Annotated in this window: 15 protein-coding genes and 1 riboswitch; of the genes, 2 read left to right on the top strand and 13 right to left on the bottom strand. The window is 41.2% G+C overall.

The features are described from left to right. A partial coding sequence (locus tag QZZ35_RS05235; RefSeq protein ID WP_291236445.1) for a rubredoxin occupies window positions 1–107 on the top strand: 107 nt, incomplete at its 5' end. Between the two features lie 61 nt (window positions 108–168). Here the strand turns inward: QZZ35_RS05235 and QZZ35_RS05230 are convergent. The 13 genes from QZZ35_RS05230 to ilvC all read right to left on the bottom strand — a co-directional run bounded on the left by QZZ35_RS05230 (window position 169) and on the right by ilvC (window position 13,997). Beyond that, window positions 169–1,149: a DnaJ C-terminal domain-containing protein gene (locus tag QZZ35_RS05230; protein WP_291236444.1), complete on the bottom strand. Its 981-nt coding sequence runs from the start codon at window positions 1,147–1,149 to the stop codon at window positions 169–171. 142 nt (window positions 1,150–1,291) lie between these two features. Further along, the gene (locus QZZ35_RS05225) at window positions 1,292–1,735 is read right to left on the bottom strand and encodes an Hsp20/alpha crystallin family protein (RefSeq protein ID WP_291236443.1); all 444 of its coding nucleotides are present in this window, start codon (window positions 1,733–1,735) and stop codon (window positions 1,292–1,294) included. A 222-nt stretch (window positions 1,736–1,957) separates the two neighbouring features. Next, complete coding sequence (locus QZZ35_RS05220) at window positions 1,958–2,401, bottom strand: cupin domain-containing protein (protein ID WP_291236442.1); 444 nt, start codon at window positions 2,399–2,401, stop codon at window positions 1,958–1,960. 82 nt (window positions 2,402–2,483) lie between these two features. Beyond that, window positions 2,484–3,137 (bottom strand): rubrerythrin, encoded by a 654-nt coding sequence (gene rbr / locus QZZ35_RS05215; RefSeq protein WP_291236441.1) that lies wholly within the window; start codon window positions 3,135–3,137, stop codon window positions 2,484–2,486. A 329-nt stretch (window positions 3,138–3,466) separates the two neighbouring features. Then, the gene (locus QZZ35_RS05210; protein WP_291236440.1) at window positions 3,467–3,982 is read right to left on the bottom strand and encodes a DJ-1/PfpI family protein; all 516 of its coding nucleotides are present in this window, start codon (window positions 3,980–3,982) and stop codon (window positions 3,467–3,469) included. Window positions 3,983–4,063: 81 nt separating this feature from the next. Beyond that, window positions 4,064–4,759 (bottom strand): biosynthetic peptidoglycan transglycosylase, encoded by a 696-nt coding sequence (locus QZZ35_RS05205; protein WP_291236439.1) that lies wholly within the window; start codon window positions 4,757–4,759, stop codon window positions 4,064–4,066. Between the two features lie 151 nt (window positions 4,760–4,910). Then, complete coding sequence (gene pflB / locus QZZ35_RS05200; protein ID WP_291236438.1) at window positions 4,911–7,154, bottom strand: formate C-acetyltransferase; 2,244 nt, start codon at window positions 7,152–7,154, stop codon at window positions 4,911–4,913. Next, window positions 7,151–7,879 (bottom strand): pyruvate formate-lyase-activating protein, encoded by a 729-nt coding sequence (gene pflA, locus QZZ35_RS05195; RefSeq protein WP_291236437.1) that lies wholly within the window; start codon window positions 7,877–7,879, stop codon window positions 7,151–7,153. The genes pflB and pflA overlap by 4 nt, the downstream gene beginning before the upstream one ends. Before the next feature lie 87 nt (window positions 7,880–7,966). Then, window positions 7,967–8,048: riboswitch (ZMP/ZTP riboswitch) on the bottom strand. A gap of 98 nt (window positions 8,049–8,146) precedes the next feature. After that, window positions 8,147–8,878, bottom strand: a complete 732-nt coding sequence (locus QZZ35_RS05190; protein WP_291236436.1) for a response regulator transcription factor — start codon at window positions 8,876–8,878, stop codon at window positions 8,147–8,149. Further along, window positions 8,875–10,188 carry a sensor histidine kinase gene (locus QZZ35_RS05185; protein WP_291236435.1) on the bottom strand — a complete coding sequence of 438 codons (1,314 nt, stop codon included), beginning with the start codon at window positions 10,186–10,188 and terminating at the stop codon, window positions 8,875–8,877. The genes QZZ35_RS05190 and QZZ35_RS05185 overlap by 4 nt, the downstream gene beginning before the upstream one ends. A 99-nt stretch (window positions 10,189–10,287) precedes the next feature. Next, window positions 10,288–11,319, bottom strand: coding sequence for an FMN-binding protein (locus QZZ35_RS05180; protein WP_291236434.1), 1,032 nt, complete (start codon window positions 11,317–11,319; stop codon window positions 10,288–10,290). Between the two features lie 4 nt (window positions 11,320–11,323). Continuing rightward, window positions 11,324–12,820 carry a hemoblobin-interacting domain-containing protein gene (locus QZZ35_RS05175; RefSeq protein ID WP_291236433.1) on the bottom strand — a complete coding sequence of 499 codons (1,497 nt, stop codon included), beginning with the start codon at window positions 12,818–12,820 and terminating at the stop codon, window positions 11,324–11,326. A gap of 160 nt (window positions 12,821–12,980) precedes the next feature. Beyond that, the gene (gene ilvC / locus QZZ35_RS05170; RefSeq protein ID WP_291236432.1) at window positions 12,981–13,997 is read right to left on the bottom strand and encodes a ketol-acid reductoisomerase; all 1,017 of its coding nucleotides are present in this window, start codon (window positions 13,995–13,997) and stop codon (window positions 12,981–12,983) included. 293 nt (window positions 13,998–14,290) lie between these two features. Here ilvC and QZZ35_RS05165 point away from each other — a divergent pair, with 293 nt between their 5' ends. Continuing rightward, window positions 14,291–15,184 carry a LysR family transcriptional regulator gene (locus QZZ35_RS05165; RefSeq protein WP_291236431.1) on the top strand — a complete coding sequence of 298 codons (894 nt, stop codon included), beginning with the start codon at window positions 14,291–14,293 and terminating at the stop codon, window positions 15,182–15,184. The last annotated feature ends 147 nt before the right edge of the window (window positions 15,185–15,331 follow it).

Raw genomic sequence — 15,331 nt, 5'->3', positions numbered from 1 at the left:
GATATCCAGAAGGCGGAATCGCACCTGGTACAAAATGGGAAGATATTCCTGATGATTTCGAATGTCCGATCTGCTCCGCTGGAAAGGATATGTTCTCCGAAGCATAAAAAAAGTCAATGGGGACAGGTTCCATGACTCAGAAACTCTGAGTCATGGAACCTGTCCCTTTTATGCCGCATTGCCGGAGGATCGCCTTTTGATCAACTGATCATATTCCATAAGCTTCTGTCTTTCTGCTTCCGTCAGTGAAGTCGGAACCTGAATCTGGATCGTCACGTAAGCATCTCCGTGAACGGATGAATCCTTCATCGATACAATCCCCTTATTTTTCAAACGAATTTTACTCCCTGACTGAGTTCCTTTAGGAATTTTGCAGACAACTCTGCCGTAAAGTGTGGACACTTCGGCCTCCCCGCCAAAAACAGCGGTAGTAAACGGAATAGACGCTGTTGTATAGACATCCATTCCTTTTCTCTCATATCCCGGTTTATCCAGTATGTGTACCTTCAAGAATAAATCTCCCGGCGCACCTCCCCGCATTCCAGGATTTCCCTTACCTTTCAGCCGCACACTCATCCCTTCATCAATTCCCGCAGGGATGTGAACGCGAAGTGACTGTACTCCGGAGCCATCCTGCACTTGTATAATCTTATCACATCCAAAGACAGCTTCATCAAATCCAATCTGAATCTCCGCATTCAAGTCTCTTCCCGGTTTCTGAGAAGCTCTGCCTCCGGAAGCTCCGCTGAAATGATCTTTAAAACCACCGCCAAAGCCGCCGCCAAAAAATTCTTCAAATATATCGTCAATATCTCCACCCTCAAAATGATACTCCCGATACTGTCCCTGAGAATTCCCTCCAAAAGGATTATAGTAATGCCCCTGCCCACTTCTGCCTTCGTTAAAGCCGCCGCCCATAGAGCCGTCAAAAGCTGCAAAGCCAAACTGATCATAGAGTTTTCGTTTTTCAGGATCACTTAAAATTGTGTATGCTTCTGTAATCTCCTTAAATTTCTGTTCCGCTCTGCTGTCTCCCGCATTCGTATCCGGATGATATTGTTTTGCAAGTTTACGATAAGCCCGCTTGATTTCCTTTTCATCCGCACTTTTTGAAATCCCAAGAACCTCATAGCAATCTCTTTTAGCCATATTAATCGCCTCCAATCTGCTCTCTGAAATAAAACATTCCTATTATATATAGGAAAGATTTCTGGCGTTTACAAAGAAAAGAAGGGAATACTCATAAGAGTATTCCCGCCTTCCATCTGTCCAAAATCTTTCCTTCGAATAATTAACCTTCAATTGTGATATATTTCTTTTCTTCAACCGCCGGTTTCTCTTCTTTCTTCGGAACGAAAAGTTTCAAAATGCCATTCTCAAATCTTGCTTTAATATCCTCCTGTGTTATAGCTTCTCCAACATAAAAGCTTCTGCTGCAGCTGCCATAATATCTTTCTCTTCGGATATACTTGCCATTCTCGTCTTTCTCACCTTCATCTGATTTTGTGCTGGCACTGATTGTCATGTAACCATCCTTAAGCTCTGCACTTACATCTTCCTTATTATATCCAGGAAGTTCAATATCCAGTTCATAACCCTCTTTTGTGTCTTTAATATCTGTTTTCATGATATTATTCGCTGGTGTGTTGTAACGCATCACTTTTTTTGCAGGTGCTGCAAAATCATCAAAAAAACTATCGATTAAACTTTCTCCAAAAATACTAGGCATTAACATAAGTCATATCTCCTTTCAATACATTCAACACTTTTATTTTATCCAAACTCGGGAATCTTTATGAACTCTCTTCCTTTGTTCTACATGTAATATAACACTTATTATTAGCACTGTCAATAGGTGAGTGCTAATAATTTTGTGAACAATTTGTGAACCATTATAAAAAAGACGCAAGCCATATTTCTATGACTCACGCCTTTCTCCGTACTTATCTCATTTTTCTTAATAATCTTCCCTCATCTCTGCTTCCGCTTTTGTATGATGCACTGTTCCCCGGGGATGTTTTGGCGGTGCGTAGACAGATGACAATTTTAAAGGACTTCTTCCCATATTCATCACATTATGCCAGATTCCTGCAGGAACACAGATGACATCGCCTCTGACTACATTACATTGAAAATCCATTTGATGCTTGTATCTTCCCATCACAACCGTCGCTTTTCCCTGTTCAACCCGAATAAACTGGTCTGTATCTTCATGGATTTCCTCACCAATTTCCCCACATGGCGGAATACACATAAGCGTCATCTGTAAATGGCATCCGGTCCAAATAGCTGTTCGGAAATTTGGATTTTGTATGGCCATCTGTTCTACATGCGCTGAATAGGGATTTGGCCCATGATCAATTCCACCTTCAAAATATCCACAATACATAAAAATCTCCATTTTACTTTCTCTGTATCAGCATATGCAGGATAAAAAAAAGATTGACCAGACATTATCATGCCTGCTCAACCCTTTCTGACGATTAATAATTTTCTGCCTTAATTTCAAAATAAGCTTGTGGATGAGCGCATACCGGACAAACCTCCGGAGCATTTGTTCCAACGACAATATGACCGCAGTTTCGGCACTCCCATACTTTCACTTCGCTCTTGGCAAACACTTCTGCCATTTCAATATTTTTAAGAAGCGCACGATAACGCTCTTCATGATGTTTCTCGATTGCTGCCACCATACGGAATTTTTCAGCAAGCTCAGGAAAGTCTTCTTCTTCAGCCGTTTTTGCAAAACCGACATACATATCTGTCCATTCATAGTTCTCACCCTCGGCTGCAGATTTAAGATTCGCTGGTGTATCTCCTATTCCATTTAACTCTTTGAACCATATTTTGGCATGCTCTTTTTCGTTGTCCGCAGTCTTTAAGAATAATGCCGACATTTGCTCATAGCCTTCTTTTTTAGCTACAGATGCAAAATAAGTATATTTATTTCTGGCCTCGGATTCACCTGAAAACGCTGTACGAAGATTTTTCTCTGTCTGCGTTCCTGCATAAGGATTCAATTTTGCTTCTTCCAGTAATTTAAATTTTTCTGCCGGCTGTTTACAAACAGGACATTGTGCCGGTGGTGTATCTCCTTCATGAATATAGCCGCACACTGTACAAACCCATTTTTTCACTTTTTTACCTCTTTCTTTATATCATTTTTTTATTTTCAAGACTCGCTCGCGAGTCTTGGCGCGAGATTCGGGTCTGCAAAGCAGACATACTACTAATCCGAATCCCTGTGCATCCTCGCGGAGCGTATATCAGATGGGAGATTGACACCCGCCACTGATACAAATTACTAACTCACCTCCTAAAGATACGGAAGTCATCTCCCATCTGATATATTTTACCCCGCTTCCTTCCTTTTATTTATCCATACCACACGGATAGACATATTCTGCAGGAGATAAAAGAAAGCTTTGCATCAGATCATTCCGTCAGATGCAAAGCTTATATATGTCTACTGAATACGATTGTAATTTTTCCAAAATCCAATCGTTTCCTGTAAATCTTCTTCATTTGTAAATAAACCTAATTCTTTTGCCGTCTCAATCGCAAAGTCCACATAGGCATTTGCTCGTGCCGTGATTACATGATGATCGTTAACAATATCAAAATCTGTTGAATGGGTGGAACATACATCACTCAATACGCCTGCATGATCCAATACATCAACACCGGCACATATGCCTGCAATTAAAATATTCCTTTTCTTTAATTCCTGCAGGTATTGTTTTACCTCTTCATTGTCAATATTCGAAATATTGCCGCCAGGAACAATAAAGCTTCTTATCTGTTCCTTTTCAACATCTTTTAATGCCCTGTCGACATTGACAGAATATCCCTCCATTGTCTTTACAGGCTTTCCATCCAGAGAACAAAGAATCACATCACAATTCGTAAAAGACATAAAATAGTTCAAAATAATAATTTCATAAAAGCAGCTTGTATTATATACAAGAAAAACGTCTTTCATTCAACACCTCCCGACATTTCCTATCCCCTTGTAATCTTCCATATTTATCTTACCACTGTTTACCTGACTTTCAAATATGTTTCACTGAATTATTTCCGCTAGCAGAGGTCCTTTTTCCAGTTGTCCATATTCTTTTTCAAGAATTTTGATAACCTGCTGCTGACGCTGTCTGGCCATCTCCATACTGTTTGTCGGTGAATACACTGATGGAGCATTTGGTATTCCGACAAGCAATGTACATTCATCCTCTGTCAAATCTTTCGGATGCTTTCCGAAATATCCTTCACTGGCATCACGAAGGGTATAATAGCCATCACCATAATAAATTTTGTTTATATACAAATCCAGTATCTGGTCTTTACTGTATTTTTTCTCAATTGTCAGCGCCATAAAAGCCTCCGCTATCTTTCGGCATATATTTTTATCCTGTGAAAAAAACATGTTTTTTGCCAGCTGCTGGGTAATCGTGCTGCCTCCTTCCACAAAAGCCATGGCTTTCAGGTCATTGATGGCTGCACGTCCGATCGCCAGTATATCGATTCCCAGATGTTTATAAAACCGCTTATCTTCAACAGCCAGAAGGGCTCGTTTATATATTTCCGGGACCTCACTGATCGACACAAAGGACGGATTATCGACAATTTCCTCAACCGCTACATCCAAGGGTTTACTCTCTAATGCATTTCTATATTCCGTGTAACCTTTAAATGTCAAAAAACAAACAACTAACAAAACACTTGCCATCATAAGCTTTATACTCTGCCATATAATCTTCATATTCACGTCCCCCTTATTTTTTTATTCTTTCATTATTTATAAGAAGATTATACGCCCTTTGGCTCTGCCCATTCCATAGATTTTCCTTACAAAAAAAGAAGGCATTCTTACAATAATGTAAGAATACCTTTCATCCGGGGACAGGTTCCTATTATACACTTTCGTGGAAAGTACGTTTGATGACCTCTAATTGCTGTTCGCGGCTCAGTCGGTTAAAGTTAACGGCATAGCCGGACACACGAATCGTCAATGTCGGATAGGCTTCCGGATGCTCCATAGCATCAATCAGAATTTCCCGATTCATGACATTTACGTTAAGATGATGTGCACCCTGAACAAAATAACCGTCAAGAATGGATACCAGATTTCGATCACGCTCTTCCTCAGTCTTTCCAAGGGCATTTGGCACGATGGAGAATGTGTTGGAAACGCCATCCTGACATACAGCACGATATGGAATCTTTGCAACGGAGTTAAGGGATGCAAGCGCACCGTTGATATCCCTTCCATGCATTGGATTTGCTCCCGGAGCAAATGGCTCACCGGCTTTACGTCCATCCGGAGTAGCCCCTGTTTTCTTGCCGTACATAACGTTGCTTGTAATTGTCAGAGCAGACAATGTATGAATACCATTGCGGTACAACGGATGTTTTTTGAGCTCTGCTGAGAAATAAGATGCAATCTCAATGGCAATGTCATCGACTCTATCATCATCATTGCCGTATTTCGGAAAATCGCCTTCGATTTCAAAATCAACTGCAATTCCTTCTTCATTTCGAATTGGACGTACTTTTGCGAATTTTATAGCTGACAAAGAATCGGCTGCAATGGAAAGACCTGCAATACCGAAGGCTGCGATTCTTTCTACCAGTGTATCGTGTAAAGCCATCTGGCTGGATTCATAAGCATATTTATCATGCATAAAATGAATGATATTAATGGTGTCCACATAAAGTTCTGCCACATAAGCAAGTACTTTTTTATAACTTGTAAGAACCTTTGAAAACTCCAGCACCTCATCATCGATTCGATCAACATTTGGAATGACAAGTGTTCCTTTCTTCTCATCAACACCGCCGTTGATTGCCAGAAGAAGGCTCTTCGCAAGATTTGCTCTCGCACCGAAAAGCTGCATCTGTTTGCCCACAGCCATAGCGGAGACACAACAGGAGATACAATAATCATCGCCGTACATCGGGCGCATCAGATCATCATTTTCATACTGAATCGAATCTGTATGAATACTCATTTTGCTGCAGTAATCTTTAAATGCCCTTGGCAGATTCTGGCTCCAGAGTACGGTCATGTTCGGTTCCGGTGCCGTTCCAAGGTTTGTGAGGCTGTGCAGATACCGGAAGGTATTCTTCGTAACAAGAGTTCTTCCGTCAACACCCATACCCCCAAGAGCTTCTGTGATCCATGTAGGATCTCCTCCGAAAAGCTCATTGTACTCCGGTGTACGAAGATGGCGGGCAAGACGAAGTTTGATAATGAACTGATCGATCAGCTCCTGTGCCCCTGTCTCGTCCAGAACACCATTTTCCAGATCTCTCTGAATATAAATATCAAGAAATGTGGCTGTACGTCCAAGAGAGATTGCCGCACCATTATTTTCTTTGATGCCCGCAAGATAGGCCATATACAGATTCTGAACAGCTTCATGGGCATTTTCCGCCGGACGTGTAATATCGCAGCCGTATTTTGAAGCCATACTTGCCATTTCCTTTAATGCACGGATCTGCATCTGGACTTCTTCACGAAGACGGATACGCTCATCCGTCATCGGTCCGTCCAGCATAACCAGGTCTTTTTCTTTTTCTTCAATCAGAAAATCTGTACCATAAAGCGGGACTCTTCGGTAATCGCCTACAATTCGTCCGCGTCCGTAGGCATCCGGAAGACCTGTCAAAAGTCCGGCATGACGTGCGGCTCTTGTACGTTCCGGATAAGCATCAAATACACCTTCATTGTGTGTTTTACGATACATGCGAAAATGACGTTCAATTTCCGGATTCAGCTTATATCCATACTGTTCCAAAGCGGATGTTGCCATACGCATACCACCGAAAAGGTTGACAATACGTTTTAAAGGCGCATCCGTCTGGAGGCCGACGATCACTTCATTTTCTTTATCAATATAACCGGGAGCAAAGTTATCAATGCCGGAAACCGCATTTGTCTCCACATCAATAATGCCCTTTTTCAGTTCTTCGATAATCAATTCACTGGCTTTAGACCATACCTTGTCTGTCTTTTCTGAAATCGGTGCAAGAAAACTTTCATCCCCCTCATAAGGTGTATAGTTTTTCTGAATAAAATTTCGTACATTTACAAGGTGTCTCCATTCTCCTGTTTTAAATCCTCTCCAGGCTGCGCAATTCACATCAATGCTCATTTTTCTCTCTCCTTCTGATCATTCATAATTTCTTGCCAGTCAGTCAGTGATTCAGGATCTTTCGGCGCAACACCCTCCAACGGATAGGGAATCCCAAGCTTTTCATATTTCGGCACACCGAGAACGTGATAAGGCAGTAATTCCACCCGCTCCACATTTTTCAGTGTGTGGATATAATCTTTAAGACCGTTTAAATGACTGTCTCCATCTGTGAGTCCCGGAACAACCACGTGGCGGATCCACATCGGCACATTTATTTTTTGAACTGCCCCAAGAAACCGGTTTGTCTCATCGATTTCTCTTCCCGTCACCTGTGCATATCCCTCTCTGGTATAATGTTTAATATCCAAAATCACCAGATCTGTATACGCCAAAATTTCCTCGTATCCTCCAATGCCGCATCCGGCCGTGTCAAGACATGTATGGATTCCCGCCTTGCGGCATAATGGCAATACTTCCAGAAGAAAATCTTTCTGAAGCAGTGGTTCTCCACCGGAAAATGTCACGCCGCCATTCTTCCCGTAATAGGATTTAAAACGAGACAGCTTCTTTACAAGCTCTTCGGCACTCATCTCCTGTACATTCCTGCCGGTCATGGACCATGTGTCCGGATTGTGACAATACTGGCATCTTAAACGGCAGCCCTGTAAAAATACAACAGAACGGACACCCGGACCATCCACAAGTCCCATAGATTCAAACGAATGAATACGTCCTAATGTCATTTTTCTGTCTCCTTTACAAATTATTTTTCTATTATATCGGACAGTTTTCAAGCTCTCCCACACAACAAAAAACAGCCGACTGCCTGGGCTGTTCGCCCAGACGGTCGGCTTATTAACAAACATACTTCACGTGGTTTTCTCCACTTATCCGTCAGTCATATGTCATGTCTCAGATTCTAACCGATAAAATTCCATTTGTCAAGAGGAAGTTAAGGGGACAGGTTCATTGGTTCATTGAGCCAGGGAACCTGTCCCCTTAACTTCCTATTAACTTCTGCGAAACTGAGACGGTGTTATTCCTTCGGTTTTCTTAAATACTTTTGTAAATACCCGATAGTCATTATATCCGGTTTCTTCTGCAATTTCCGCCACAGAAAGGGATGTGGTCAGGAGCAGGGATTTTGCTTTTTCCATACGTATGCTGGTCAGATAGGTCAAAAATCCCACACCGATCTCATTCTTGAATAATTGGCTGATATACTGAGGATTCATATGAAATTCTTCTGAAAGAACGGAAAGACTGATTTCACTTTCCAGATGCTCTCTTAAATAGCGCGTGATGGCTGCGATGACGCGTTGCTCCTGTTTTTCCGGTTTATTTGGTGAAGATACCCGCTGTTCAAATAAAGATACTTTCAGATTGTCAATACATTTGCCAAATTCCTCATAGTTGACAGGTTTTAATATGTAATCTGTAATTTTAAGGCGAAGTGCCTGCTGACAATAGGAAAAATCATCATATCCGGAAACGATCACGCAGGCAATCTCCGGATGCTTTTTACGGCTGATCTCGATCACTTTCAGCCCGCTTATGATCGGTATATTAATATCCATAATCACAATATCCGGTTCGAGAGTATCAATTTTTGCCAATGCCTCCATACCATCCGCCGCCTCTCCCACAATCTCACAATCATGCGCTTTCCAGTCAAACAGACGCTTGAAACCCTCTCGAATCATCATCTCATCATCCACAAGCAATACTTTAAGTTTTTTCATTCCCATCCCTCCTCAGATATAGGCAACAGTAAATGGGCCGTAACCCCTCCGCCTTCATTTTCCGTATAACTAAGCCCGTATTCACGGCCGCAGAGCAGCTTGATCCGTTTTTGAACATTCAAAATGCCAATACTGTTTCCTTCCAGTTTTGGAGCCTGTTTAGCGTAATTCAAAAGAAGATCTTTGATTTTTTCTTTTGTTTCTTCAGAAAATCCGGTTCCGGTGTCCATCACTTCAAGTTCCATGCACCGGTAATCTTTCTTCGATTTTTTTGCGCTAATACAAACCCTCCCACGATATCCTTTATTTTTTAATCCGTGAATCAGACTGTTTTCCACCACCGGCTGTAAAATAAAATTCGGAACGAGTACACCGCCAAGATCCGGATCAATATCATAATCACACCGAAGTTCCGGATAGCGATAACACATAAGCTCCATATAGGCTTCTAAAAGTTCCAGTTCATCATCCAGAGCTACCATTTGACGATCAACCTTAACACTCAATCTGAAAAAATCAACGAGACGCATCAAAAGATCCGCCACCTGTTTATCATCATTTAACTGGGCCTGAATACGTATCGTGTCCAGTGTATTATATAGAAAATGGGGATTGACCTGACTTTTCATATACAGCATAGACATCTTCTGCTCCACCAGTTGGGCCCGCAGAATATCCGGATTTTCAAGGGTAAGATAAAAAGCCATTGTCATCAATGTAAGCCCCATACCGCTAATAAGCCAGGTAGGATTTAATCCCTGAAGAACCGATACGCAGACTTCAATGATAAAAGCCACACCAATCGCCATTTTTTTCTTTTGATCCATCTGGCTCCAGCTGCTGAGCAATGTCCCGATGCAAAGAATCAGATAAAAAACCATACTGACATAGCACACATTAGCATGAATTCCATCCGAGTAATTCCCCTTTTCTGTAACTGCATAATGAATAGGTAAAAGCAGAACGCCAAGCTCTGCCACCGCAAGATAAATCTTTGCTGCAATATCTAAATGTCTCTGTTTTCCGGTCTCTTCTTCCACCAGAATGGCAATATATTTGTAAAACAGATAGACAGCCAATACCAGCGTTCCTATGAACAAACGATGTACAATATCATTAAAAAGCCGATCGACCGTATCCAGATGATTGACTGTATAAACGGTCACCGCATCAAACACAAGATGAATCAACATAACAATCAGCAGCTCTGAAAAGGTCTTATGCAATAGCGTATGTTTACGTCCTGCTGAAAAATAAACAAAAGCTACAAAAGCCAATATAAGAAAAAGAGCAATCTCCATTCGTATCATAATTTCCCACTCCTTCAGGATTATTGTAACAGAGATTGCCCTTTAACAATAGACATGTTTTTTAGTTAAATGTGTTTGTTTTATAGATATTTTCGATACTTAGTCTTGCTCTTCTGATGACATCAGCGCATCCTTTACAGCTTCAATTATTCCCTCTGAACTGAAAGTCGCTCCGCTTACTCCATCCACATCGACAGACTGATTTTCAATAATTGCCGGAATAATCTCCTGCTTTGCATCTGAAAAATAGGGTTCATCATCCTCATGCTCTAAAATTTTAATATCTGTAAGAATCCCTTCCTCCACAACGACTTTGACACGTACAGCACCATTTAAGCCCATGCCCTCACCTTCCCATACGCCATCGCTGTAATATTCAGGGTCAGGTCTCTCGTCTGTCCCTTTTGCATAAACCATAGAATAATTCAGACCAAAGCTGGCTGCCGCAAATAAAATGAGCAGAGAAGACCATACGGCCGGACAATAGGACTGTTTTTTCTTTTTTTCCAGGTAACGTTCAAAACGCAGTCCCAGATATATTCCAAACATAGCTGTATAGATGCAAAGATCAATAAGGCTTTCAAAATCACCTCGCACCGCTTTCGGATAAATCATAATGACGACATGCAAATACAAAAGTCCATAAAAGAAATAAGACCATCTCTGAAGCTTTTTCCAGGCTTTCGCATTCATTTTTCTCCGGATCTTTTTAAAAGAGGTCAGTGTCAAAGGCACTAACAGAGCGATCAGAAGCAATGCAATGACCAAAGCAATCAAATTTCCCGAACGAATCATATAACCATAGTAAACCATATGTGCCAATGCCAGAAAGGATGCGCCGATGGCAATTTCTCCGCGACAGGACATGGCACATCGGTAAATTCTGCTCTTTTTCGGAAAGACAGCGGCGTACATGACAAGAACAAAGAGAACCGCCGGAAGCGTTCCGCTGATCAGATAATCCGACACAATTGTTTTCAACATCCCATCCGGCAGCCTAAGCTGTGCCATATAACCAGCACCCCCAATGATAACTGCCCCGAAGTAAAATACTGCCGCATGTTTTTTCAAAGGTTTTTCAAGCAGTAAAAGCAGACATATACTCAGTACAAATAAAATTAACAGACGCATTTTTCTACTCCAAAGTAACTGTTCCCGTCACAGCCGGATACCCTGTTGCTTCCAGAGAAATTTCATAAGTACCGCTGCCATTAAATACAGGAACATTTTCACCGTTCATTTCAACAAAAGCTTCAAAATTAATACTTCCATCCTCTGTAAAAATCAAACTTCCCGGATTTTTTCCCTGAAGCGGCTCACCGTTCACGCTCACAGAAGTGATGACTCCTATATAATCGGCTGCTGTCAGACCGGATTCATTTTCAGATATTGTCAGCCTGTTATTATCGAATGCCACAGTACCCGCATCAAGTCCCGAATCTACGATAAATGACAATTTTTGATCCGCATAAGTTGTATCGGAAAGAACAACCGAATACTGTCCCGGCTTTAACTCTTTGCCAAGAGTAATCACACCATTGTCCATAGAATATAAAGATGTATCCTCAACGGCACTTCGTCCGGCAAGCACAGATTTTAACACATAGGTGCTGCCCTCAGGTACATTTTCATCCACTTTAACCTGTGTTCCTTCCACGCTATAGACAACCTTATCCTCTGCAGATACCTGATACCCCTCCGGAAGTAATGCTTTGCAGTAAACGTCCATATCAATGGATATATCATCCCCATCCGCAAGCATGTATGTAAACTTTGTAATGGTCTTTCCCTGAATATCTTCAAATCTTCCATAGGATGGTGTATTTCCGTGAGGCTCTGTCATTTCTGTAACCGCAAAAGCGACTTCTTCCGGCTTCAGCCATAAATTGTCCAGATGCTCCAGTCCGTAAATCTTTCCATCTGACGTTTCCAGCAAGGCTCCCTGTATCGCTGCCACATCCATTTCCAGTCCTTCAAATGAAATCTGATAATTTCCCCATACAGACGTTGTTTCAAACTGTACTTTTACATTCTCGGCAGAAACCGTTGTACCGATCGTCTCACTCAAGGTTCCGTCTGAATTAAGGACCTTATACTCAGCAGGAACATCCTCGCTGACTTCGCCCATTGAAGATACAAAATCAATCAGAGGATTGCTGCATTCTGTTTCGTCTTTAATTGCCTGCATAACATCCTCATACAATTCTTTTGAAATAGCTACATGAACCCCGGAAGGCCCGATAATATTGACACCGTCTCCATTTTCTTCATAATAGGTCTTTTCAAAACGTGTGGATTTTGCATTTGTCGCTGATGATACCGCATCATAAATGCCCGCTTCCCGATATCCTGCCGCCTCCACAACATCCGAAACATCATACTGTCCCTTTGCTCCGGCTTCCAATGCTTCCGGCTGAAGATGATTGATCTCACCATAGTAAAAATCTGCATAAGGCACATTAAGTACACCAAAATAATAGGCGCTCGTATCGATTGTTTCCGATGTTTCTCCGGTACTCTCCATCGTTGATACAGTTTCTTTATTTACTTTTTCTGACGAACAGCCGGATAATATACTTCCCGCTGCCATTACCCCGGCAGCTATCATGAAAAATACTGGTCTTTTTTTCATTTTTCGTCATATCTCCTTTCTTTTGATAGATAATCTCTGTGTAAGTTAGTCTAGACTACCTAATCAAAATAGTCAATACCTAGAAGACTTAACGAAAACTTTTCTCAAAAAAGAGGGCAGGTTCCTGAAAGAAACCTGCCCCCGGTTTAACGTTTTATCATTAGTTGTCAATTAATTTTTCCTGTCCATTCCAGCTGTACAGTTTACGGATTTCTTCTCCGACTACTTCAGATGGATGAGCAGCTGCTTTTGCACGCATAGCTTTGAAGTGTACCTGACGTCCTGCGGAAGACATATCTAACAGGAAGTCTTTTGCAAATGTACCATCCTGGATATCTGCAAGGATCTTCTTCATAGCTTTCTTTGTATCTTCTGTTACAATCTTAGGTCCTGTGATGTAATCGCCGTATTCTGCTGTGTTGGAGATAGAATATCTCATTCCTGCAAAACCACTCTGGTAAATAAGGTCTACGATCAGTTTCATCTCATGGATACATTCGAAGTATGCATTTCTTGGGTCATATCCAGCTTCAACAAGAGTTTCGAAACCAGCCTGCATTAATGCACATACGCCACCGCAAAGAACGGCCTGTTCACCGAAGAGGTCTGTCTCTGTCTCTGTCTTAAATGTTGTTTCAAGAACGCCGGCTCTTGCTCCGCCGATTCCTAAAGAATAAGCTAATGCCATCTCCTGTGCTTTACCTGTGTAGTCCTGGTATACAGCAACAAGACAAGGTGTTCCTTTACCTTCCTGGAACTCACTTCTTACAGTGTGACCAGGTGCTTTTGGAGCGATCATTGTAACGTCAACATATTTTGGAGGTACGATACATCCGTAATGGATATTGAAACCGTGTGCAAACATTAACATGTTGCCTTCTTCAAGGTTTGGCTCAATATCATTCTTGTACATATCTGCCTGTAATTCATCATTGATGAGGATCATGATGATATCTGCCTGTTTTGCAGCTTCTGCTGCTGTAAATACTTCAAATCCCTGAGCTTCAGCTTTTGCCCATGATTTACTTCCTTCATAAAGACCAATAATAACATGGCATCCGGATTCTTTTAAGTTTAATGCATGTGCATGTCCCTGACTTCCGTAACCGATGATTGCGATTGTTTTTCCATCTAATAAGGATAAGTTACAATCTTCCTGATAAAAAATATTTGCCATTTCTATCTCTCCTGACTTTCTTTATAATATTAATTCATTATATGTACGATCTTTAACCCCTTCCGAATCCTTAAAGCCGGTCAGCTTTTACTCTGATTAAAAGCTGACCCTTTTGCCTCAAGAATAATTTATGAAGAAGTGGAATTTAAGATTGACCTTATTATTACACATTTTCCAAAATAATGCAATTATATGATTTTATATTTTTTTATAACTTTTAGTTATTTTTATATGCAAGTCAGCAAAAAAGTGCTAAAATAACCCTAATAAGAGGTTTAAAGGAGGCTATCTCTATGGATTTACGTGAAATGCGCTATGTATTAGAACTGGCAAAAACAAAACACATGACTGCGGCTGCCAATAATCTTTATATTTCCCAACCGGCTTTATATAAATCTTTAAAAAAAATCGAACATGAGCTGGATACCTCTCTTTTTTACAAAAAAGACGGAGAACTCCTCCCGACGGATACCGGCAGGATCGTCATTGAAAAATCTCAGGAGATCCTAAAAATGGCTGTCCAGATGGAAGATGCCATCACCGCTGCAAAGAATTTAAAACAGGGTAACGTCAGCTTCGGCTTCACATCCGTTATCGGGACATTGTACCTTCCGGATCTCTTCATCCAGTTTCAGGAAAAATACCCGGGAATTAAGCTGGACATGCGGGAAGAAGGCGGAACGAGACTGGCCGATCTTGTTGAAAAAGGTGAGATTGACATGGCCATCGTCTTGCGTCCCGTTCATTCGGATATATTGAATGAAATCCCGCTGATCAAAAATCAGCTGGTTGCCTGTGTGCCTGAAAATCATCCATGGGCCGAAAAAACTTCTGTGACGATAAATGACTTTGAAAACATGCCGATAATTACCTTTAACGAAAATTTCAATGTCTACGGCCAGATCATGGAACATTTCAGAGCCGTCAATCTTCAGCCTCAGTTTGCTTTCTTAGGCGCAGACGGCCAGTTTTTATACAAATATGCCATGGCATCCAATAATGTTGCCATTCTGCCAAAACCTATGGTCGACCTGTACCAGACAGATGAGAAAATTAAAGTCATCCCATTCAGTCCCACATTTTCCTGGGAATTGTGCCTCGTTTTCCCGAAAAATACCTTTTTATCCTCTGCAAGCAAGGCATTAATTACATTTATTCAGGAATATCTTCTTATAAAATATTATTGATTTCTACTTTAAGTTATAGAATATTGTATTTATTGTTATTAAAATTAAATAGTATTTTTTTATTAGGATTATTTTTCAAAAAACTCATATTTCCGTGACATGCTCCCACCACTTAAATCAAGGATTATGAAGTGGGGGCTTCCTGTT

Source organism: Frisingicoccus sp., assembly GCA_016298055.1.
In the GTDB taxonomy this organism is placed as follows: Bacteria; Bacillota; Clostridia; order Lachnospirales; family Lachnospiraceae; genus Frisingicoccus.
This window is presented reverse-complemented; position numbering and strand designations above follow the sequence as displayed.